Below are 21924 nucleotides of genomic sequence, written 5' to 3'. Positions count from 1 at the left end.
CAATTCAAAGCGAACGTCTTTGACGGCCGCAAAGCGAGGCGCTCACGCGCTTTCGATTTCCTCGCGCAACAGCTCCAGTTCCAGCCACTGATCCTCGGCGATCTGCAGCTCTTTCTGCGCGGCGGACAGCGCCGCGGAGGCGGTGTCGAATTTCTTGCGGTCCTTGGCATACAGATTGGGATCGTCGAGAAAGCGGTGCTGCTTGGCGATCTCGGCCTGCAATTTGGCGATGGTCTTCGGCAGCGTGTCGAGCGCGTGCTTTTCCTTGAAATTGAGCTTGCGCTTCGCCGCATTTGCCGCAGGCTGGTCGCCCCGCGCGGCGGCGTCCTTGGCGTTGTCGGCCTTGGCGGTCTCCACCGCCTTGACCGCGGCGCGGGTCAGATCGGCGCCGCGCTGCTTCAGCATGTCGGAATAGCCGCCGGCATATTCGATCCAGCGGCCGGCGCCTTCCGGCGCAATTACCGAGGTCACCACGCGATCGAGGAAATCGCGGTCATGGCTGACCAGGATCACGGTGCCCTCATAGTCGCCGAGCATTTCCTCCAGCACGTCGAGGGTTTCCAGATCGAGGTCGTTGGTCGGCTCGTCGAGCACCAGAAGATTGGACGGCTTGGCCAGCGACCGCGCCAGCATCACCCGGCCGCGTTCGCCGCCGGAGAGAACTTCCAGCGGCGTGCGCATCTGCTCCTGCGCGAACAGGAAGTCCTTCATGTAGCTGACCACGTGCTTCGGCTTGCCGTTGACCATCACGCTGTCGCCGCGGCCGCCGGTCAGGGCTTCGGCCAGCGTCGATTTCGGATCGAGGCTTTCGCGGCCCTGGTCCAGCGTCGCCATCTCGATATTGACGCCGAACCGGATCGTGCCGGAATCCGGTGGCGCCGCGCCGGTCAGCATGTTGATCAGCGTGGTCTTGCCGGCGCCGTTGGGGCCGACGATGCCGATGCGGTCGCCGCGCTGCACCCGGATCGAGAAGTCGTCGATGATCGTGCGGCCGTCATAGACCCGGCCGATGCCCTTGGCCTCGATGATCAGCTTGCCGGACTTCTCGGCTTCCGCGGCATTGAGGTTGGCGGAGCCCGCGGCGCCGCGATAGTCGCGGCGCTGCTGGCGCAGCTCGAACAGATTGCCGAGCCGCTTGACGTTGCGCTTCCTGCGGCCGGAGACGCCGTAGCGCAGCCAATGCTCCTCGGCGACGATCTTGCGGTCGAGCTTGTGCTGGTCGCGCTCCTCTTCGGCCAGGACGTCGTCGCGCCATTGCTCGAAATCGGCGAAGCCGCGGTCGATCTGGCGGATCTGGCCGCGGTCGAGCCAGGCGGTCGAGCGCGACAGGTTGGTCAGGAAGCGGCGGTCATGGCTGATGATCACCAGCGCGCAACGCCGGGCGGCGAGGTCGGCTTCCAGCCATTCGATGGTGGTGAGGTCGAGATGGTTGGTCGGCTCGTCGAGCAGCAGGATGTCGGGATCTGGCGCCAGCATCCGCGCCAGCGCGGTGCGGCGGGCCTCGCCGCCGGACAGTTTGCTGGGGTCTTCGTCGCCATGCAGCCCGAGCTGCTCCAACAGATAGGCGGCCTGATAGTGGTGGTCGCCGCCATGCAGCCCGGCCTCGACATAGGCCAGCGTCGTGCTGAAGCCGGAAAAGTCCGGCTCCTGCGGCAGATAGCGGATGGTGGCGCCGGGCTGCACGAAGCGGCTACCGCGATCCGGCTGCACCAGCCCGGCGACGATCTTCAAAAGCGTCGATTTGCCGGAGCCGTTGCGCCCGATCAGGCAGACCCGCTCTCCGGCGGACACCGCCAGTTCCACCCCGCTGAGCAGCGGGGTGCCGCCAAAGGTGAGCGCGATATCTTTCAATTGGATCAGCGGAGGCGCCATGGTCTCTCAATTCAAACAGAATGTTACGCGGATTAGTTGCGGCGTTGGATGCGGCGGATCGCGGTATCCAGCGCGGACAGGAAGGCGGAGCGGTCACGCGGGCTGAAGCCGCGCGGCCCGCCGGTGACTTCGCCCGCCGAGCGCAGATCGGTCATCAGATTGCGTACCGCCAGCGTCATGCCGATCGAGGCCTCGCTGAACGGCTTGCCATTCGGCGCCAGTACTTCGGCGCCGCGCTTGACGCAGCGGCTGGCCAACGGCACGTCCGACGTCACGACAATATCGCCCGGGCCGGCGCGTTGCGCAATCCAGTCGTCGGCGGCGTCCATCCCCGGCCCGGCGGCGATCCGCTCGATCGAGGGGTCTTGCGGCACGCGGATCAGGTTCCCTGCGACCACGCTGACCGGCAGGCCATGGCGCGCGGCGACCTTGTAGATTTCGTCCTTTACCGGGCAGGCGTCGGCGTCGACATAGATGCGGGTCTGGCTCAAGCGGGGCCTTCTGTAGTCGCGGGGCTGGGGTGCTCACCCGCGGCTTTGCCGCGGCTGCGCCGAGGCGTACCATCTTAGGTGCCAATCAACAACTTTTGCAGCTTTGCGGGGAATGATGACCGTTTTGCCCGAACCCTATCGCGTGATCGCCCACACCAGCGCCAAGCAGTCGGACAACAAGCTGCATGACGACAGCGTGGCGCGGCGCTTCGGGTTCAGCGGCGGACTGGTGCCCGGGGTCGACGTGCTGGCCTATATGACGCATCTGCCGGTAGCGCGATGGGGCCGGGCGTTTCTGGAACGCGGGCTGATCGAGGCCCGGTTCCACAAGCCGGTCTATGACGGCGAAAATGTCGATCTCACCGCCGAACCGGACGGCGAGGGCATCGCGATCCGGGTGGAAAGCCGCGGCGAACTCTGCGCCACCGGCGCCGCGTCGCTGCCGGACTCCGCGCCGCCGGCGCGGCTCGGCCATTTCCGCGCGGTGCCGCCGGTGACGATCCGCCGCCCGGTGGATTCCAGTTCCTACGAGCTCGGCAAATGGCTCGGCACCGCGCCGCAATGCTGGGCCGGCGATGCGGCGATCGGTTACCTCGCCGAGGTGCGCGAAACCGATCCGATCTACCAGGCCGCGGGCCTGCTGCATCCCGGCGTGCTGCAGCGGATCATGAACCGGGTGCTGATCGAGAATGCGCTGCTCGGCGCCTGGATGCATGTCGGCAGCGAGATGCAATTGCTGCATCCGGCGCGCCCGGCCGATCAGCTCACCGCGCGGGCCAAGATCACCGGCAATTACGAGAAGAAGGGCCATCGCCTCGTCGAACTCGACGCGTTGATCGTGGCGGGCGGCGACACCGCCGTCGCGCATTGCCATCACGTGGCGATCTATCAGCCGCGCGCCAAGGCCGCGGCGTAACCCAGCGCCGCATTCGTTTGTGCGCCCCAACGCGTCGTCCCTGCGCAGGGACCCATACGGCGCGGAGTGGCTGGTTTGTAGGGCGCATGATCGATTCATCGCAACGCCAGGGGTGATGGGTCCCTGCGCAGGGACGACGCGTGGAGAAGTTGCACTGGTCCTGTCAGGTTGGTTGCGTTGCGACGCGGATGGCTTCTCAGGCGGCTTTTGTCTTCGCGTCCTGGATCGCGCGCCACACCCGCTCCGAGGTCAGCGGCATGTCGAGATGCGCGATGCCGTAAGCGGACAACGCGTCGAGCACCGCGTTGACCAGCGTTGCGAGGCTGCCGGCGCAACCGGCTTCGCCGCAGCCCTTGGTGCCGAGCGGATTGGACTTGGCAAAGGTCGGATGATCGCCGATCGTCATCAGCGGAATATCCTCGGCGCGCGGCATCGCGTAGTCCATCAGCGAGCCGGTGATCGGCTGGCCGCTATCGTCGTAGCTGACCTTCTCCATCAGCGCCTGGCCGATGCCTTGGGCGACGCCGCCGTGCAATTGTCCGGCGACGATCATCGGATTGACGACGGTGCCAAAATCATTGACCCCGGTATAGCCGACCACGCAGGTCACGCCGGTGTCGGGATCGATCTCCACCTCGGCGACGTGACAGCCATTGGGAAAGGTCGAGGGGATCTCCTTCACCGTGTGGTCGACGTCGAGCGAGGACGGCACGCCGTCGGGCAATTCGGCACCGCGCAGCCGTTGCGCCAGTTCGAGGATGTCGATACCGCGGTCGGTGCCGACCACGGTGAAGCGGCCGGCGTCGAATTCGATGTCGGCGTCCGAGGTTTCCAGCAGATGCGCCGCTGCGATCTTGCCCTTGGCGATCACCAGCTTCGCGGATTCCACGATCGCCATGCCGGTGGCGGTGATCGAGCGCGAGCCGCCGGTGCCGCTGCCGGAATGCACCACGTCGCTGTCGTTCTGCTGCAGCGTCACCCGCTCGAACGGCACGCCGAGCTGCGAGGCCAGCACCTGCGCGAACGGCGTGGCGTGGCCCTGGCCGTAATCCAGCGTGCCGGTGATCAGCCTGACGCCGCCGTCCGGCTCGAACACGATCTTGCCGAGTTCGGGGCTTGGCGGGGCGGTGACTTCGAGATAGGAGCCGATGGCGATGCCGCGCAGCTTGCCGCGCTTCTTGCTGTCGCGCTTGCGCTTGGCGAAGCCGGCAAAGTCGGACAATTGCAGCGCCTTGTTGAACACGCCGAGAAAATCGCCGCTGTCATAGGTCATGCCGGAGGAGGCCTTGAACGGCAGCTGCGACGGCTTGATGAAGTTGCGCCTGCGCAAGGCGAGGCGGTCGATCCGCATTTCCTCGGCGGCGCGGTCGATTAGCCGCTCCATGAAGTAGTTGGCCTCGGGCCGGCCGGCGCCGCGATAGGCGCCCATCAGCGTGGTGTTGGTCAAGACGCATTTGATGTCGACGCTGTGCAGCGGCGTGCGATACACGCTGGAGAGATTCTTGCCGGTGTTGAGCGACAACGGAGAGGGCGACACCCCGGTGATATAGGCGCCGAGATTGCCGTGGCCGGAAATCCGCACCGCGAGGAAATTGCCGTCGGCATCGAGCGCCAGTTCGGCGTGGATCTGCTGGGCGCGACCGTGGCTGTCGGACAGGAAACTGCCGGAGCGCTCGTCGGTCCATTTCACCGGCCGGCCCAGCGCCTTGGCGGCGTGCAGGATGCAGATATATTCCGGATAATTGACGTTCTTCATGCCGAACGAACCGCCGACCTGGCCGGTTATTAGATGCACCTTGTCGTGCGGCACCTTCAGCAATTTCGCCAGCGCGGCGCGGTTGCCGGCCACGCCCTGGGTCGGCAGCTGGATGGTGTAGCGTTCGCTGGCCGCATCGTAGCAGGCGAGCGCGCTGCGCGGCTCCATCGCCACCACCGCGACGCGGGTGTTTTCGATGTCGAGCTTGGTGACATGCGCCGCGGCGGCAAAGGCAGCATCCACCGCGTCAGTGTCGCCATAGTGATAGTCCAGCGCCACATTGTCGGGGATGTGATCGTAGAGCTGCGGCGCGCCGGGTTTGGCGGCGTCCTCGGCGCTGGTTACCGCCGGCAAAGGTTCGATGTCGAGCTCGATCGCCTCGGCGGCGTCGCGCGCCTGCAGCAGCGTCTCGGCGACCACGATCGCCACCGGATCGCCGACATAGCGCACCTTGTCGGTCATCAGCGCGGTGCGTGGGGTCTGTCGCAACGGCGAGCCATCGCGGTTCTGCAACGGCAAGGCGCAGCTGAACGGAGCATAGTCGGCCGCCGCGAGGTCGGCCCCGGTCCAGATTCCGAGCACGCCGGGCATCGCCCGGGCCGCGCTGGCGTCGATGCCGCGGATTACGCCATGGGCGTGGTTGCTGCGCAGCATCCAGGCATAGGCCTGGCCGGGCGCCTGCAGGTCGTCGGTGTAGCGGCCGTTGCCGCGGAGCAGGGTGTCGTCTTCCTTTCGACGCACCGGCTGGCCGACGCCAAATCGTTGCACCGCGACGGCGTTGTCGCGCGGGGACACCTGATCTTGCATGGCGGATCCATCAGCCGGCGACCGGGGTCGCAATGTCGGGAAAAGCGCGTTATCGAGATAAGGCCGCGGCCGGGTTGCGACAACGCATGATTGGGCATGCGGCCTGCGCGATGCCTTGCGCCGCGCCGATGCGCTGCTAAACTTTCCGTGAATGGTTTCCTCGCTGGCCCCCCAGGGTCGCGGAAAGACGAATTATATGACGGACGACACGCGGCTTCGCGACGGCCTGGAGCCGCGCGAGGACCCGCAAGCTGTGAGCGTGGTGGCAGGCGGCCCGGCGGTCGAACCGGCCGATGCCGCGCGCCTCGCCGAGGCGGCGCACGGCCATGACGGGGTGTATGCCGCGATCGACCTCGGCACCAACAATTGCCGGCTGTTGATCGCGCGGCCGACCGGCGACGGCTTTCGCGTGATCGATTCGTTCTCGCGGATCATCCGGCTCGGCGAGGGCATGGCGGCGAGTGGCCGGATCGGCGAGGCGGCGATCGGCCGGGCGATCTCGGCGCTTTCGGTGTGCAGCGACAAGATCCACGCCCGCAGGGCCAATCGGCGGCGGCTGATCGCTACAGAAGCCTGCCGCGCCGCCGCCAATGCCGACGAGTTTCTGGACCGGGTGGCGCATGGCACCGGCATCCGGCTCGAGGTGATCGACCGCGAGACCGAGGCGCGGCTTGCGGTGCTCGGCTGTTCGCCGCTGCTCGATCCGCACGGCCGCGGCGCGATCCTGTTCGATATCGGCGGCGGCTCCTCAGAACTGGTGTGGATCGAGCGCGATCCGGCGCGGCCGGAGCTGGCGCCGCGGATGAAGGCCTGGATGTCGATCCCGCTCGGCGTGGTGACGCTGGCCGAGCGGTTCGGCGGCAAGGTGGTCAGCGAGGACAGTTACGCGGCGATGGTGCAGGCGGTGGCGGTCCATGTCGGGCCGTTCGCGGCCAGGCTGGGCGGCGACCTGTCCGGGATGCACCTGCTCGGCACCTCGGGTACGGTGACGACGCTGGCCGGCATCCACCTCGATCTGGCGCGTTACGACCGCCGGCGGGTCGATGGGGTCTGGCTCAGCGACGCCGAACTGACCGAGACCATCGCCAAGCTGCACGGCATGAGCTATCACGACCGCGCCAGCAATAGCTGCATCGGGGTGGAACGCGCCGACCTGGTGCTGGCCGGCTGCGCCATCCTCGACGCGATTCGCGCCGCGTTTCCCTTGCCGCGGCTGCGGGTGGCGGATCGCGGTCTGCGCGAGGGCATGCTGGTGGAAATGATGCGGCAGGACGGCGCGCTGCGGCCGGCTTGAGGCCCCGTTCGGCGCCGCCGCATGCTAAGAGCATGATCCCGAAAGCTGGATTGACGGTGTTCGGAACAGATTATGCTGCATCTCGCAGCTGCAGCCGCAACCTTCGAGACAGACAAATGGCCAAAGACACCACCGGGCGCCTGCGCGTCACCGTCAAGAGCGCCGGCAGGCTGAAACTGTCGTCGAAGCTCTGGCTCGAGCGCCAGCTCAACGATCCTTACGTGGCGCAGGCCAAGCGCGACGGGCTGCGCTCGCGCGCCGCCTACAAACTGATCGAGATCGACGACAAATATCATTTCCTCAAGCCGGGCAGCGCGGTGGTCGATCTCGGCGCCGCCCCCGGCGGTTGGAGCCAGATCGCCGCCAAGCGGGTCGGCGCCGCCGACGGCCGCGGCAAGGTGGTGGCGATCGACCTGCTGGAGATGCCGGAAATCGTCGGGGTGGAGTTCGCCCAGCTGGATTTCCTGCACGCCGAGGCGCCGGCCAAGCTGCTGTCGATGATCGGCGGCAAGGTCGACGTGGTGCTGTCCGACATGGCGGCCAACACCACCGGCCACCGCAAGACCGATCAGTTGCGCATCGTTGGCCTGGTCGAGGACGCCGCGGCTTTTGCCTGCGACGTGCTGAAGCCCGGCGGCACCTTCGTCGCCAAGGTGTTCCAGAGCGGTGCCGACGCCACGCTGGTGACGCAGCTGAAGCGCGACTTCGCCACCGTCAAGCACGTCAAGCCGGCGTCGAGCCGCAAGGATTCCTCGGAGCGCTATGTGCTGGCGATCGGGTTCCGCGGCGTGCCGACGATGCAGGGCGACAACGAGCCGGCCGCGGCATCCTGACCGCAGCGAACTGGCGGCGGGGGAGCGGCGCGGCGACTGCCTTCATTTTCATCACGGTATTTACCTACGTCGGAAAAATCCGGCCGGCGGCTAATGTCCGGTATCGTTCATTGATTCGGTGGCGCGAATGCCCCCCATTTCGACCTGCTCGCTGTGTGACGTCCCGCGCGAATTGTTTCGCGGCCGTCACCTGATCAAGGGCTATGAGCTGCGGGAATATGTCTGTGCAGGGTGCGGCAGCACCGTGCAGATGGTGGTCCGCTGCGAAAACCTGCGCCGTGACGGAGCGGGCCGCCGCTCCAATTCCTAGATATTAGTTAGCCGAGCCGTTGATCGCGGGCGTCCTCGGTGGCTTCGCTGCCGGTCTTGACCGCGGTCTTGGCGGCGGCCTTTTCCGCGCCCTTGCGGCTCGACATCTCGATCGCCTTGCGGCCTGAAATTTCGTGACCGGCGTCGTCCGGCATCTGCCAGAAGAAATACGCCGACAGCGCTGACAGCATCGACACCACGATGAAGGCCGGGGCGAAGTCGTCGGCGGTGAGCACGCTCATGTGGCGCCACGCCATGGTGGATTCCACGCACAACGCGCCGACCGCGACGCCCGCCGAAATCGCCAGTTGCTGGTTGACGCTGGCCAGCGTGGTGGCGCGGCTCATCTGCGCGGTCTCGACCTCGGCATAGGCCACGGTGTTGATCGCGGTGAATTGCAGCGAGCGGAAGAAGCCGCCGACCAACAGGATGATCATGATCAAGAGCAGCGGCGTCGCTTGCGTGAACAGCGCGCAGGCGGCGAGAAACACCGAACTGACTACGGCGTTGACCGTCGTGATGTTGCGGAAGCCGAAGGTCTTGATGATCCGCGCCGCCAGCGCCTTCATGCCCATCGCGCCAGCCGAGGAGGCGAAGGTCACCAGGCCGGACTGGAACGGGCTGAGGCCGAAGCCGATCTGCATCAATAAGGGCAGCAGGAACGGCAGCGCGCCGATGCCGAGCCGGAACAGAAACCCGCCGATCAGGCTGGCGCGCAGCGTGGCCAGCCGCAGCAGCGTGAAATCCAGCACCGGGGAGGCGGTGCGGCGGGCGTGGATCACATACAGCGTCATCGAGATGCAGCCGATCCCGATCAACCCCAGGACGACTGGCCAGGGCAACAGATTGAGCCCGGCCACCGACAGCCCGAAGGCGATGCCGGCGAGCCCGACGCCGGCCAGCACCAGCCCGATCAGATCGAAGCGCTCCGGGTGGTCGCTGCGGATCGGGTCGATGTAGCGCTGCGCCATGAAGATGCCGACGAGGCCAATCGGAATGTTGATCAGGAAGATCCAGTGCCAGGAGAAATAGGTGGTGATGAAGCCGCCGAGCGGCGGGCCGATCACCGGCCCGACCAGCGCCGGAATCGTCATCCACGCCATCGCGCCGACCAGCGCGCTCTTGTCGATCGAGCGCAGCAGCACCAATCGCCCGACCGGGGTCATCATCGCGCCGCCGATGCCCTGCAAGATCCGCGCGATCACGAAATCGGTCAATGAGCTCGACAGCGCGCAGCCGATCGAGCCGACCATGAACACGCCGATCGCGACCGAGAACACCGCGCGGGCGCCGAAGCGGTCGGCGGTCCAGCCGGAGGCGGGGATGAACACCGCCAGCGACAACAGATAGGAGGTGATCGCCAGCTTCAGCGTCAGCGGCGACGTGCCGATGTCGGCGGCGATCGCCGGCAGCGAGGTCGCGATCACCGTGGCGTCCATGTTTTCCATGAACAGGGCGGCGGCCACGATGAGCGGGATCAGGCGTTCCTTGGTCATCCGGTCTTTGGCTGGACTTGAGCGGCAGGATCTGCGCTGTAGCATTCCGTCACACTTGCGCAAAGCCGGGCAGCACCTAAATCCTGCGTGACCACTGGGAGGTTCCGCCGATGATCTATCTTCTCGCCGCTGTGTTGCCGCCGCTCGGCCTGCTGCTCAACGGCCAGCCGATCTCGGCGGTGTTCAACCTGTTGCTGCTGGTGGTCTGCCTGGTGCTCGGGCTGGTGTTCCACCCGCTGCTGTTGGTGCCCTCGGCGCATGCCTTGATCGCGGTGCGGATGGAGCGCGAAAAGCGCATGCATCGCGAAGTGGTCGAGGCGATCCGCCAGCACGGCCCGCCGCCCGGCTATTCGCGCTGAGCGACTGTTGTGCTAGTCTGCAGCGATGACAACCGCGACCGTCGTCCGCCTTCCGCCTGAGCTTGCTGCCGAACTGCAGAGCAAGTTTTTCTGGTGGGAGCCTGTGACGTCCGAACCCCGCTCCGATGCGAGAATCCTGGCGCAGGCGATGTGCCTGGCCTCGTTCGACGAGGTGCGGCGGTTGGAAACGACGCTTGGGCCGGAGCATTTGCGCGACGCGATGCTGCAGGCTGAGCCGGGCTGGTTCGACCGGCGGTCCTGGGAATTTTGGCGGGGACGTCTGTCGCTTGCGACCGGCCGCGCCATTCCCGACGAGCCGCCGCAGCGAAGCTTCAATGCCGGAGCTTTTTGAGCCCAGGACCAAGATCCTGCCCCCGGCTCAGCAAGAGATATGGCCGCTGCTGGAGCCGGCGTCGCGGCTGGCGTTCGTGCTTTATGGTGGAACGGCGATCGCTTTACATCTCGGGCATCGTCAGTCGATCGATTTCGACTTCTTCAGGTCCAAGCCGCTCGGCAAGGACGAAGTCGAAGCCGCGTTTGCGTTCATGGACGATGCAATCGTCGTTCAGGAGGCGATCAACACGTTGGTCGTGACCGTTGCGATGCCGTCGGGTCCGGTGAAGCTGTCGTTCTTTGGCGGTCTCGCAATTGGCCGAATCAATCCGCCGCTGCAGACCCGCGACGCCACGATGCTGGTGGCTTCACTCGAAGACCTGCTGGCGACCAAGCTGAAGGCGATTTTGGACCGCGCTGAGGCCAAGGACTATCGCGACATCTCGGCAATGCTTTCCGCCGGCGTCTCGCTGCAAAGGGGGCTTGGGGGCTTCGCCAAGATTTATTGCAGGGATGCCGGTCTTCCCTTGAGAGCGCTGGGCTTTTTCGAAGACGGCGATGTGCCGTCGCTGCCGAAGGCTGATCGCGACTTGCTGCGCACCGCGCGGGACCGGGTCACGGAAATCCCTGACGTGGCGATCGCCATGGGCTCGCTCGCCTGACAATTTTTAAGCTGAATGATGGCCGCGGTTCTGCACCGAACCTGCGGCCCTGCATTGGCCTTGGATGTCTCGCCGATCTGCGGAATCCCGAAATCGCTCACGAAGCCGGGATAATCGGCACAAATCCTTTGAATCCCGGCGGCATCATGCTAACGACCACCGCCAACCCCACCGATGGGCTCGATTCGACGGCGATGCCGATGGCGTCGCCGTTTGGGCTTTTCATCCTCAAGGTTCCAGCGCGGCAAATCGGCCGCTGAACGGAGTTGGCAATGGCGTTTGTGCAAGGATCTGGTTTTCGCGAAGCGTACACGTTCGATGACGTGCTGCTGAAGCCAGGATTGTCCGACATTCTGCCGTCCGAGGCTGACATCCGTTCGTTCGTCACCCGCGCCATTCCGCTCAACATCCCGATCATCGCCTCGGCGATGGACACCGTGACCGAGGCGCGGATGGCGATCGCGATGGCGCAGGCCGGCGGCATCGGCGTGATCCACCGCAATTTCGACGTCGACGGCCAGGCCGCCCAGGTCCGCCAGGTCAAGAAGTTCGAGTCCGGCATGGTGGTGAACCCGTTGACCATCGGCCCGGATGCGCTGCTCGGCGAAGCGCTGGCAGAGATGACCGCACACGGCTTCTCCGGCATTCCGGTGGTCACCGGCGCCTCGAAGGGGGTGCCCGGCAAGCTGGTCGGCATTCTCACCAACCGTGACGTGCGCTTCGCTACCGATCCGAACCAAAAGATCTCCGAACTGATGACCCACGAGAATCTGGTCACGGTGCGCGAGGGCGTCAGTCAGGCCGAAGCCAAGAAGATGCTGCATCAGCATCGCATCGAGAAGCTGCTGGTGGTCGACGATCAGTATCGCTGCGTCGGCCTGATCACCGTCAAGGACATGGAAAAGGCGGTCGCGCATCCCTTGGCCAGCAAGGACGCGCAGGGCCGCTTGCGCGTCGCCGCCGCCACCACGGTCGGCGAGGGCGGCTTCGAGCGCACCGCGGCGCTGATCGACGCCGGCGTCGACGTCATCGTGGTCGACACCGCGCACGGCCATTCCTCGCGGGTGCTCGACGCGGTCAACCGTATCAAGCGGCTGTCCAACGCGGTGCAGGTGATCGCCGGCAACATCGCCACCCAGGAAGGCGCCCAGGCGTTGATCGACGCCGGCGCCGACGCCATCAAGGTCGGCATCGGCCCGGGCTCGATCTGCACCACGCGGATCGTCGCCGGCGTCGGCGTGCCGCAGCTCACCGCGATCATGGACGCGGTCGAAGCGGCGAAGAAGGCCAACGTGCCGGTGATCGCCGACGGCGGCATCAAATATTCCGGCGACCTCGCCAAGGCGCTGGCCGCCGGCGCCGACATCGCGATGGTCGGCTCGCTGCTCGCCGGCACCGACGAGACGCCGGGTGAAGTGTTCTTGTGGCAGGGCCGGTCCTACAAAGCCTATCGCGGCATGGGCTCGGTCGGCGCGATGGCGCGCGGCTCCGCCGACCGCTACTTCCAGCAGGACATCAAGGATACCTTGAAGCTGGTGCCGGAAGGCATCGAGGGCCAGGTGCCGTACAAGGGCCCGGTCGGCAATGTAGTGCATCAACTCGCCGGTGGCCTGCGCGCCGCGATGGGCTATGTCGGTGCGAAAGACATTACCGAGTTTCACAACAAGGCGCAGTTCGTCCGCATCACCGGCGCGGGCCTGCGCGAGAGCCATGTCCACGACGTCACCATCACCCGCGAAAGCCCGAACTATCCGGGCGGGGTGTGAGGTTTTCGTGCATTTGAGTTCGCCGTGCGACGAAAACGCGGCTTCGAAAGCACTTTGAGACAGCAGGCGCGGGGTAACCCGCGCCTGTGTCGTCTTGGGTGACAATGCGAACTCGCGACCTGTCGGTCGAGCCGATAGGCATCACAATCAGCAGGCCGTCATTCCAAGGCGCGAGCCCTTGCGAGCGCACGCGGAGTCTTTCGGCTGGTGCAGCGTCCGGCTTGTAGCGAGATTCCGGGTTCGCTCGAGCTTGCGCTCTCACGCCCCGGAATGACCGCCGCTTTATCAAGCCTTCGCAGCCCATCAAACGAGCGGACAGGTTCGAGCAAAGGCCCTAGAAGAACCCTAGCGCCTTGGCCGAGTAGCTGACCAAAATGTTCTTCGTGCTCTGGTAGTGATCCAGCATCATCTTGTGGTTTTCGCGGCCGATGCCGGATTGCTTGTAACCACCGAACGCGGCGTGCGCCGGATAGGCGTGGTAGCAATTGGTCCAGACCCGCCCCGCATGGATGGCGCGACCCATCCGGTAAGCGCGGTTGCCGTTGCGGGTCCACAGCCCGGCGCCCAGCCCGTACAACGTGTCGTTGGCGATGGCGAGCGCGTCCTCTTCGTTCTTGAAGGTGGTCACCGACACCACCGGGCCGAAGATTTCTTCCTGGAACACCCGCATCTTGTTGTTGCCGGCGAAGATCGTCGGCTCGATGTAATAGCCCTCGGCGATCTCGCCCTCGAGCTGCGCGCGCTTGCCGCCGGTTAGCACGGTGGCGCCTTCCTGCCGCCCGATCTCGAAATAGGACAAGATCTTGTCGAGCTGTTCCGTGGAAGCCTGGGCGCCGATCATGGTCGATGGGTCGAGCGGGTGGCCCTGCTTGATCTTTTTGGTGCGCTCCACCGCGCGCTCGATGAAGCGCTCATAGATCGATTCCTGCACCAAGGCGCGGCTCGGGCAGGTGCAGACCTCGCCCTGGTTCAGCGCGAACATGGTGAAGCCTTCCAGCGCCTTGTCGAGGAAGTCGTCGTCGTGATCGAGCACGTCGGCGAAGAAGATGTTGGGTGATTTGCCGCCGAGCTCCAGCGTTACCGGGATGATATTCTCGGAGGCATATTGCATGATCAGCCGCCCGGTCGAGGTTTCGCCGGTGAAGGCGATCTTGGCGATCCGCTTGCTCTGCGCCAGGGGCTTGCCGGTTTCGATGCCGAAGCCGTTGACGACGTTGACGACGCCGGGCGGCAGCAGGTCGGCGATCAATTCCATCACCACCAGAATGCCGAGCGGGGTCTGCTCGGCGGGCTTCAGCACCACGCAATTGCCGGCGGCCAGCGCCGGCGCCAGCTTCCAGGTCGCCATCAGGATCGGGAAATTCCACGGAATGATCTGGCCGACCACGCCGAGCGGCTCCTGGAAGTGATAAGCCACGGTGTCGGCGTCGATCTCCGAGATCGCGCCTTCCTGCGCCCGCAACACGCTGGCGAAGTAGCGCCAGTGATCGATCACCAGCGGCATGTCGGCATGGGTGGTTTCGCGGATCGGCTTGCCGTTGTCGAGCGTCTCCACCAGCGCCAGCAGGTCGAGATTGGATTCCAGCCGGTCGGCGATCTTGTTGAGGAGCCGCGAGCGGTCCTGCACCGGGGTCTTGCCCCAGGCCTCGCGGGCCTTGTGCGCGGCGTCGAGTGCCAGTTCGATGTCGGCCGCGGAGGAGCGCGGCACTTCGCAGAGTTTCTTGCCGGTGATCGGGCTCGGATTGTCGAAGTAACGGCCTTCGACCGGCGCGACCCATTGCCCGCCGATGAAATTGTCGTAGCGGTCGCGGATCAGGAGCTGCGCGGAAACCTTGTCCAAGGCTTGCTGATACATGGCGTTCGTCCCTGTTGTGCGCCGTTCGGCGCGTTGGTTTGATTGCTGGCTGGTTGATTGTCGAAAGGCAGCGTTGAATGCGCGTCGGCCCACCGCACGACGGCGTGATCCTCAGCGCGGCCGCGCGGGCGGCGCCGAAGGCGCTGCGCCGGCTCTTGTGGGCCGGTCGCAATGCTACCATGAAGTGTGTGCCGGCTTGCGGTGGCCGTCAACGATATATTCTTCTGGCTATAACGGATTTCGTCGGTGTCGGGGTGAGGCGCGGCTGCGGTCTGGGGCGCAGACCGCACGCCCGGCCGGCCCGGCGCGGCCGAATAGCTATTCGCCGCGATCCTCGGTTAGACAGTGCTCGCCAAAACAAAAACCGAGGAAACCGTCATGACACACTCCGCCTCCCGCATCGTGCTGGCCTCCCGCCCGGTCGGCGAGCCGACGCCGGAAAATTTCCGTTTCGAGGAATTTCCGGTGCCCGCCCCGGGCGATGGTCAGGTTTTGCTGCGCACCATCTATCTGTCGCTCGATCCCTATATGCGCGGCCGGATGAGCGACGGGCCGTCCTATGCGGCGCCGGTGCCGGTCGACGGCGTGATGGAAGGCGCCACCGTGGCCGAGGTGATCGCCTCGCACCATCCGGGTTTTGCCAAGGGTGATTTCGTGCTGGCGCATTCCGGCTGGCAGAGCCACGCGGTGTTGGACGGGAAGGGGCTGCGCAAGGTCGATCCCAGGCTGGCGCCGATCTCGACCGCGGTGGGCGTGCTCGGCATGCCCGGCATGACCGCTTACACCGGGCTCCTGGAAATCGGCAAGCCGAAGCCCGGCGAAACCGTGGTGGTCGCCGCGGCGTCGGGGGCGGTGGGCTCCGCGGTCGGCCAGATCGCCAGGATCAAGGGCGCGCATGCGATCGGCATCGCCGGCGGCAAGGAGAAGTGCGACTACGTCGTCAACGAACTTGGCTTCGACGCCTGTCTCGATCACCGCGAGCCGGATCTTGCCGCCAGGCTGAAAGAGGCGTGTCCGAAAGGCATCGACGTGTATTTCGAAAATGTCGGCGGCGCGGTGTTCGAGGCGGTGTTTCCGCGGCTCAATCCATTCGCGCGGATCCCGGTGTGCGGCCTGATCGCCGACTACAACACCATCTACGACGCGCAGACGCCGACGCCGAAATGGGCCAATGCGATGATGCGCGCGATCCTGGTGAAGCGGCTGAATTTCCGCGGCTTCATCGTGACGGATTTCGCAGCATTGCATGGCGACTTCCTGCGCGACATGTCGCACTGGCTGCGCGAGGGCAAGATCAAGCACCGCGAATTCGTCACCGACGGGCTGGCGAGCGCGCCGCAAGCCTTCATCGGGCTGTTGAAGGGCGCCAATTTCGGCAAGCAACTGGTGCGGGTCGGGCCGGACAACAGCTAAGCCGCGCCGCGCGCGCGTTGCACCCGCCTTTTCGCAAGGTGCGCCGCGGATGATTGTCATCCGCGGACGCCCTCGCTATAGCGGAGCCCGTTACGACACAACCGCGACGGGAGGTTGCATGACGGTTCAGATGGTGCTTTTGCCGGTGTTCGTGCTGGTCGGCTTGAGCTTCGCGTTGCTGTTGGGAATGGTCTGGGAGCGGCGCCGCGCGCTGGTGTCGCGCGAAACCAAGATCCGCGATATCGCGCTCGGTCAGCCGAACTGGCCGGAGCGTGCCACCAAGCTCGGCAATTGCTACGCCAACCAGTTCGAACTGCCGCTGTTGTTCTACGCGCTGATCGCGATCGGGCTGCCGCTGCGGCGGATCGATCTGGTGCTGGTGCTGCTGTCCTGGGTGTTCGTGGTGACGCGTTTTGCCCATGCCGGGATTTTCGTCAGCTCCAACGACCTCGGCCAGCGCTCCAGCGCGTGGATCGCCGGCGCGCTGGTGCTGTTGGCGATGTGGGTCTATTTCGCACTGCGAATCCTGCTGCTGATCTGATAACGCTCGCGCCTTCCTGGAATTTGAAAGAATGCAATGACTCCTGCCGCCCGGCTGTCCGCAGCCATCGAAATGATCGACGCGATCGACAGCCAGCGCGTTCCCGCGGCGAAGGCGTTGAAGGAATGGGGCACCGCGCACCGCTATGCCGGCTCCGGCGACCGCGCCGCGATCGCAGGCCTGACCTGGGACGTGCTGCGCCGCCGCGCCTCCAGCGCCTGGATCATGGACGCCGACACGCCGCGGGCGCGGGTGCTGGGCATGCTGAAGCTCGAGCGTGGGCTCGGCGCCGAGGCGATCGCCGCTCTGTGCGACGGCGGCCGTTTTGCCCCGGAACTGCTCAGCGCGGCGGAGCATGCGGCGCTGAGTTCGCGCAACCTCGACGACGCCCCGCCGCACATCGCCGGCGATTATCCGGAATGGCTCGACGCCGAACTGGCCGCGGTGTTCGGCGACGACCGCGTCGCCGAGGCTGCCGCGATGGCCAGCCGCGCGCCGCTCGATCTTCGCGTCAACACGCTGAAGGCCAAGCGCGACAAGCTGCTGGGCTCATTGGCGCATCTCGGCGCCACCGCGACGCCGTGGTCGCCGCTCGGCCTGCGCATCGAGCTCGGCGCCGACGCCCGCAACCCCGGCATTCACGCCGAGGAGGATTTCATCAAGGGCGCCGTCGAGGTGCAGGACGAGGGCTCGCAACTCGCCGCACTACTGTCCGGCGCCAAGCCCGGCGAGCAGGTGATCGATCTGTGCGCCGGCGCCGGCGGCAAGACCTTGGCGCTGGCGGCGATGATGCAGGGCAAGGGCCGGCTGATCGCGACGGATCATGACAAGCGGCAGCTGGCGCCGATCTACGAGCGACTGTCGCGGGCGGGCGTGCACAATTGCGACATCCGCACTCCGAAGGGGCCGAACGACACTTTGACCGACATCAGCGGTTCCGCCGATCTGGTGCTGATCGACGCGCCGTGCACCGGAACCGGCACCTGGCGACGCAACCCCGACGCCAAATGGCGGATGCGGCCGGGCGCCCTCGAAGTACGGCTGAATGACCAGGCCATGGTGCTCGACCGCGCCGTGCCGCTGGTCAAGTCGGGCGGGCGGATCGCCTATGTCACCTGCTCGGTGCTGGGCCAGGAAAACACCGGGCAGATCGCGGCCTTTCTGGCGCGGCATCCCGAGTTCGCGGTGCAGCCTGCGGAGCAGACCGCTGCGGTGCTGTGGGACAAGGCCGAGGACTTTTTGGCCGCCGCCTTGGTGTCGGAGCAGGGGCTGTTGATGACGCCGCGGCGCACCGGCACCGACGGGTTCTTCGTCAGCGTGATGAAGAAGGCGGGGTGAGGGTTGAGGCGGGCGGGCTGTAGAGCCGTCACCCTGAGGTGCGAGCCGCCGGCCGCGCGATGGCGCGGTTGGTGCGCGAGCCTCGAAGGGCGACGGCGTCACTCGCACGGGATAGCCGCGCCGCCATCCTTCGAGGCGCGCCGAAGCCGGCGCGCACCTCAGGACGACAGCTTTTCGTGCCCTGCGAGGCCTTTTCCCGGTTGCGACGGCGCGCCCCATCGCGTAATTCCCTGCCATGACAGCACCCAGCACAACCTCCGCTCCGCCCGTCGATCCGTCGCCGCATGTCGCCGCGGCGCATGACAAGATCCTGATCGTCGATTTCGGCTCCCAGGTGACACAATTGATCGCGCGCCGGGTGCGCGAAGAGGGCGTCTATTCCGAGATCGTGCCGTTCAACAAGGCCGAAACAGCCTTCGCCGCGATGCAGCCGAAGGCGGTGATCCTGTCCGGCGGCCCGGCCTCGGTGCTGGACGACGGCGCGCCGGAAGCGCCGCTGTCGATCCTCGAAGCCGGCGTGCCGATCCTCGGCATCTGCTACGGCGAACAGACGCTGACCAAGCAACTCGGCGGCACCGTCGAAGGCGGTCACCACCGCGAATTCGGCCGTGCCCAGATCGAGATCACCGACGACTGCGCGCTGTTCGAAGGTGTGTGGGAGAAGGGTGGTCGCTACGACGTCTGGATGAGCCATGGCGATCGCGTCACCCAATTGCCGGAAGGATTCCGCGGCGTCGCCAAGGCTGCCGGCTCGCCGATCTCGGTGATCGCCGACGACGCGCGCAAATTCTACGCCATGCAGTTCCACCCCGAGGTGGTGCATACCCCGGACGGCGCCAAGCTGATCCGCAACTTCGTCCGCAAGGTCGCGGGGCTGAAGGGCGACTGGACCATGCGCGCGTTCCGCGAGGAGGCGATCGACAAGATCCGCGCCCAGGTCGGCTCCGGCAAGGTGATCTGCGGTCTATCCGGCGGCGTCGATAGCGCGGTCGCCGCGGTGCTGATCCATGAAGCGATCGGCAATCAGCTGACTTGCGTGTTCGTCGATCACGGCCTGTTGCGTAAGGACGAGGGCAAGACCGTCGTCGACCTGTTCAGGCACCACTACAACATCCCGCTGGTACATGTCGACGCCGCCAAACTGTTTCTCGGCGAACTCGACGGCGTCAGCGATCCGGAATTGAAGCGCAAGACCATCGGGCGGCTGTTCATCAACGTGTTCGAAGGCGAGGCCAAGATGATCGGCGGCGCCGATTTCCTGGCGCAGGGGACGCTCTATCCCGACGTGATCGAAAGCGTGTCGTTCACCGGCGGCCCGTCGGTGACGATCAAGTCGCACCACAATGTCGGCGGCCTGCCCGAACGCATGAACATGAAGCTGGTCGAGCCGTTGCGCGAATTGTTCAAGGACGAGGTGCGCGTGCTCGGCCGCGAACTCGGTCTTCCCGAAGTGTTCGTCGGCCGCCACCCGTTCCCCGGACCGGGGTTGGCGATCCGCTGCCCCGGCGAGATCACGGAAGAGAAGCTGGACATTCTGCGCAACGCCGATGCGGTGTATATCGACCAGATCCGCAAGGCCGGGCTCTACGACAAGATCTGGCAGGCGTTTGCCGTGCTGCTCCCGGTCAAGACCGTGGGCGTGATGGGCGACGGCCGCACCTATGAATACGTCGTGGGGCTGCGCGCGGTGACTTCCACCGACGGCATGACCGCGGACTTCTACCCGTTCGAGATGAGTTTCCTCGGCGCCACCGCGACGCGGATCATCAACGAGGTCAAGGGCGTCAACCGGGTGGTGTACGACATCACGAGCAAACCGCCGGGGACAATCGAGTGGGAGTGAATTAGGGTGGTTTCAGACCATCCCGCTCCGTGCCAGAAATCGCACGATCTCTCTGACTGACAAGGATTTTTCTTCCTACCCCGTATCGCTGCATGTCACCCCAGCCCGGCCACTTTGTTGGTAGCGATGTTGGTATGGCGCAGGATGGTCGAGAAACGGGCTTTCGCTACCAACACCCCCTTTGTTGGTATCCGTTCGCCCCCCGACCGGATGCGGATTTATGGGCGATCTCACTGATAAAGAACTTAAAAACCTGAAGCCGAGGGCCAAGCTCTACAAGGTGACGGACCGCGACGGGATGCACGCGGCCGTCACGCCGACCGGGGTCATATCATTCCGGTATCAGTACCGGGTGAACGGGCGGCAAGAGGTGTTGACTATCGGCCGATATAGCGCCGAGGCGTCGCGCAAGCTGACACGGGCGCCCGACGCGCTGGAATACGGAATGGAGGTGTCGCTTGCGGAGGCGAGGACACTGCTGGCGCGCGCCCGGCGTCAGGTCGAGCGCGGTGAGTCGCCGTCGAAAGCCAAGGTGGAAAAGCGCACCGCGTCAGCCGAGGCGTTCACGTTCGGCGGATGGGCGGAAGCTTACTTCAAGCACAAAGCCGATCCCAAGTCGGGAGCCGAGAAACTGGCCGACAGCACCTTGGCGATGCGCCGATCGGTCTATGATCGCGCCATCGCAGGAGAGTTGTCGAAGCTCAAGCTGGGGGAGGTGACGCCGCAGCGTCTCAAACGTCTGTGCGACGAGGTTAAGGAGAAGCGCGGGCCGGCCGTCGCGGTGCATGTCCGCGAGGTCGTGTTGCTGGTGTTCCGCCACGCCCAAGGATGTGGGCTGGATGTGAGCAACCCGGCCGAGTCGATCCGCACCAGCGCCATCGCTACCTTCGAGCCGCGCGAGCGCGCCCTGTCGCCGTCTGAGGTCCGCGCGGTCCTGACGGCTTTGGATCATGTGACGGCGGCGCCCACGTTGCGCTTGGCGGTGAAGTTTGTCCTGCTGACCGGCGTCCGCAAGTCGGAGTTCATCGACGCCACATGGAAGGAAATCGACTTCGCCGCCGCGCGTTGGACGATCCCGGCCGAGCGCATGAAGGCTGGCAAGGCGCATGTCGTCCCGCTGAGCGATCAGGCTCTCGACATTCTGACGGCGTTCCGCACCATGTTCGGCGCCAGCCGATACCTGCACCCTGGCCGATACGACGGCGACACGCCCATCAGCAACGCCACGCTCAACCGCGTGATCGACACGGTGGTAGAGCGTATCCGCGAGGATGACCCGGATTTTCAGAGCTTCGGTGTTCACGACCTGCGCCGCACATTTTCGACCGGCCTGAACCGCGCCAAGTTCGATGATCGTTGGATCGAGATGAGCTTGGCCCACGCGCCTCGGAACCGGATCGCGGCCGTCTACAACGTGAACCGCTACCTCGCCGAGCGGAAGATCATGCTTCAGTGCTGGGCTGATATGCTCGACGCTTGAGTGAAGGGCGAATCCGCGAAGGAGTTGATCGCCGACGCGAAACAGCGCGCCGCCGAGGTCCACGACGACGAACTGGACGACGATCTGTGAACTACGTGCGGCTCGCGTCCATTCTGACGGTCGTCGTCATTGGTGGCCGCCAGCCGGCGGGATCGGCGATCCAGCGGTCGATGTCGGACTCCTTCCATCCTGCGCCGTTGATGCTGATCTTGATCCGAGGCGGGAACGTGCCCTCGGCGATCTTGCGGTAGATGGTGGACCGGGACAGGCCGGTGCGGGCGAGAACGGTTTTCATGCGGACGATACGGTCTGGTGCGAGCATGGCTGCGCTGCCTCCTGCCGGGTATTTCTGACGATTGCAGAGACCAGACAGAGCGATGATTTGTTGTTGTGCAATAGATATTTAGAGGTCGTAGTAGTGTGGCGAAGAGTCGGCGGAAAATAGGATGGGTCAAATTCCGATGCCCCGGCCTCTGCCGAGATCGATGCCGTGGGTGAATGCCAATTCTTGGCCGAGCCGGCGGCCTGTTTCGAACGCGATGCCGAGTTGTTGCTTGCGG

General features: G+C 65.5%; 19 protein-coding genes. 13 read left to right on the top strand and 6 right to left on the bottom strand.

Annotated features, from left to right (window positions below; translation table 11 throughout):
* Positions 1-42: 42 nt before the first annotated feature.
* Together VGC77_RS11765 and VGC77_RS11760 are read right to left on the bottom strand one after the other, a co-directional pair.
* Positions 43-1872 carry an ABC-F family ATP-binding cassette domain-containing protein gene (locus VGC77_RS11765; RefSeq protein WP_331171752.1) on the bottom strand — a complete coding sequence of 610 codons (1830 nt, stop codon included), beginning with the start codon at positions 1870-1872 and terminating at the stop codon, positions 43-45.
* Between the two features lie 32 nt (positions 1873-1904).
* Complete coding sequence (locus tag VGC77_RS11760; protein ID WP_331171751.1) at positions 1905-2363, bottom strand: YaiI/YqxD family protein; 459 nt, start codon at positions 2361-2363, stop codon at positions 1905-1907.
* 115 nt (positions 2364-2478) lie between these two features.
* Here VGC77_RS11760 and VGC77_RS11755 point away from each other — a divergent pair, with 115 nt between their 5' ends.
* Entirely contained in the window at positions 2479-3279 is an 801-nt protein-coding gene (locus tag VGC77_RS11755) for a hypothetical protein (protein ID WP_331171750.1), read from the top strand.
* A 196-nt stretch (positions 3280-3475) separates the two neighbouring features.
* On the opposite strand, the gene VGC77_RS11750 is transcribed toward VGC77_RS11755, so the two are convergent.
* Positions 3476-5842 carry a xanthine dehydrogenase family protein molybdopterin-binding subunit gene (locus VGC77_RS11750; protein WP_331171749.1) on the bottom strand — a complete coding sequence of 789 codons (2367 nt, stop codon included), beginning with the start codon at positions 5840-5842 and terminating at the stop codon, positions 3476-3478.
* Between the two features lie 196 nt (positions 5843-6038).
* On the opposite strand from VGC77_RS11750, the gene VGC77_RS11745 reads away from it, so the two are divergent.
* The 3 genes from VGC77_RS11745 (at position 6039) to VGC77_RS11735 (ending at position 8279) form a co-directional block, all read left to right on the top strand.
* Complete coding sequence (locus tag VGC77_RS11745; protein WP_331171748.1) at positions 6039-7136, top strand: Ppx/GppA phosphatase family protein; 1098 nt, start codon at positions 6039-6041, stop codon at positions 7134-7136.
* A gap of 116 nt (positions 7137-7252) precedes the next feature.
* On the top strand, positions 7253-7969 hold the full coding sequence (locus VGC77_RS11740; RefSeq protein ID WP_331171747.1) for an RlmE family RNA methyltransferase: 717 nt from the start codon (positions 7253-7255) through the stop codon (positions 7967-7969).
* Positions 7970-8096: 127 nt separating this feature from the next.
* Entirely contained in the window at positions 8097-8279 is a 183-nt protein-coding gene (locus VGC77_RS11735; protein WP_331171746.1) for a hypothetical protein, read from the top strand.
* A 7-nt stretch (positions 8280-8286) separates the two neighbouring features.
* Here VGC77_RS11735 and VGC77_RS11730 read toward each other — a convergent pair whose 3' ends face one another.
* A complete protein-coding gene (locus VGC77_RS11730) occupies positions 8287-9774 on the bottom strand; it encodes a DHA2 family efflux MFS transporter permease subunit (protein WP_331171745.1) in 1488 nt (495 codons plus the stop codon).
* 110 nt (positions 9775-9884) lie between these two features.
* Here VGC77_RS11730 and VGC77_RS11725 point away from each other — a divergent pair, with 110 nt between their 5' ends.
* The 4 genes from VGC77_RS11725 (at position 9885) to guaB (ending at position 12894) form a co-directional block, all read left to right on the top strand.
* The gene (locus VGC77_RS11725; protein ID WP_331171744.1) at positions 9885-10133 is read left to right on the top strand and encodes a hypothetical protein; all 249 of its coding nucleotides are present in this window, start codon (positions 9885-9887) and stop codon (positions 10131-10133) included.
* 25 nt (positions 10134-10158) lie between these two features.
* Entirely contained in the window at positions 10159-10485 is a 327-nt protein-coding gene (locus VGC77_RS11720; protein WP_331171743.1) for a hypothetical protein, read from the top strand.
* A complete protein-coding gene (locus VGC77_RS11715; RefSeq protein ID WP_331171742.1) occupies positions 10469-11128 on the top strand; it encodes a nucleotidyl transferase AbiEii/AbiGii toxin family protein in 660 nt (219 codons plus the stop codon). The genes VGC77_RS11720 and VGC77_RS11715 overlap by 17 nt, the downstream gene beginning before the upstream one ends.
* Before the next feature lie 272 nt (positions 11129-11400).
* Positions 11401-12894: an IMP dehydrogenase gene (gene guaB / locus VGC77_RS11710; protein ID WP_331171741.1), complete on the top strand. Its 1494-nt coding sequence runs from the start codon at positions 11401-11403 to the stop codon at positions 12892-12894.
* A gap of 334 nt (positions 12895-13228) precedes the next feature.
* On the opposite strand, the gene adh is transcribed toward guaB, so the two are convergent.
* Positions 13229-14749: an aldehyde dehydrogenase gene (adh, locus tag VGC77_RS11705; protein WP_331171740.1), complete on the bottom strand. Its 1521-nt coding sequence runs from the start codon at positions 14747-14749 to the stop codon at positions 13229-13231.
* A gap of 378 nt (positions 14750-15127) precedes the next feature.
* On the opposite strand from adh, the gene VGC77_RS11700 reads away from it, so the two are divergent.
* The 5 genes from VGC77_RS11700 to VGC77_RS11680 all read left to right on the top strand — a co-directional run bounded on the left by VGC77_RS11700 (position 15128) and on the right by VGC77_RS11680 (position 21364).
* Positions 15128-16162 (top strand): NADP-dependent oxidoreductase, encoded by a 1035-nt coding sequence (locus VGC77_RS11700; RefSeq protein ID WP_331171739.1) that lies wholly within the window; start codon positions 15128-15130, stop codon positions 16160-16162.
* Positions 16163-16280: 118 nt separating this feature from the next.
* On the top strand, positions 16281-16703 hold the full coding sequence (locus VGC77_RS11695) for an MAPEG family protein (RefSeq protein ID WP_331171738.1): 423 nt from the start codon (positions 16281-16283) through the stop codon (positions 16701-16703).
* 36 nt (positions 16704-16739) lie between these two features.
* The gene (locus VGC77_RS11690) at positions 16740-18041 is read left to right on the top strand and encodes an RsmB/NOP family class I SAM-dependent RNA methyltransferase (RefSeq protein WP_331171737.1); all 1302 of its coding nucleotides are present in this window, start codon (positions 16740-16742) and stop codon (positions 18039-18041) included.
* A gap of 235 nt (positions 18042-18276) precedes the next feature.
* Positions 18277-19884, top strand: a complete 1608-nt coding sequence (guaA, locus tag VGC77_RS11685) for a glutamine-hydrolyzing GMP synthase (protein ID WP_331171736.1) — start codon at positions 18277-18279, stop codon at positions 19882-19884.
* Positions 19885-20104: 220 nt separating this feature from the next.
* The gene (locus VGC77_RS11680) at positions 20105-21364 is read left to right on the top strand and encodes a tyrosine-type recombinase/integrase (RefSeq protein ID WP_331171735.1); all 1260 of its coding nucleotides are present in this window, start codon (positions 20105-20107) and stop codon (positions 21362-21364) included.
* Positions 21365-21455: 91 nt separating this feature from the next.
* Here VGC77_RS11680 and VGC77_RS11675 read toward each other — a convergent pair whose 3' ends face one another.
* Positions 21456-21686: a helix-turn-helix transcriptional regulator gene (locus tag VGC77_RS11675; RefSeq protein ID WP_331171734.1), complete on the bottom strand. Its 231-nt coding sequence runs from the start codon at positions 21684-21686 to the stop codon at positions 21456-21458.
* Positions 21687-21924 lie beyond the last annotated feature (238 nt).

Origin of the sequence: Rhodopseudomonas sp. (assembly GCF_036404135.1) — a bacterium.
Classification (GTDB): Bacteria; Pseudomonadota; Alphaproteobacteria; order Rhizobiales; family Xanthobacteraceae; genus Rhodopseudomonas_A.
The sequence above is the reverse complement of the archived record's forward strand: the minus strand, read 5'-3'. Positions and strand labels throughout refer to the sequence as shown.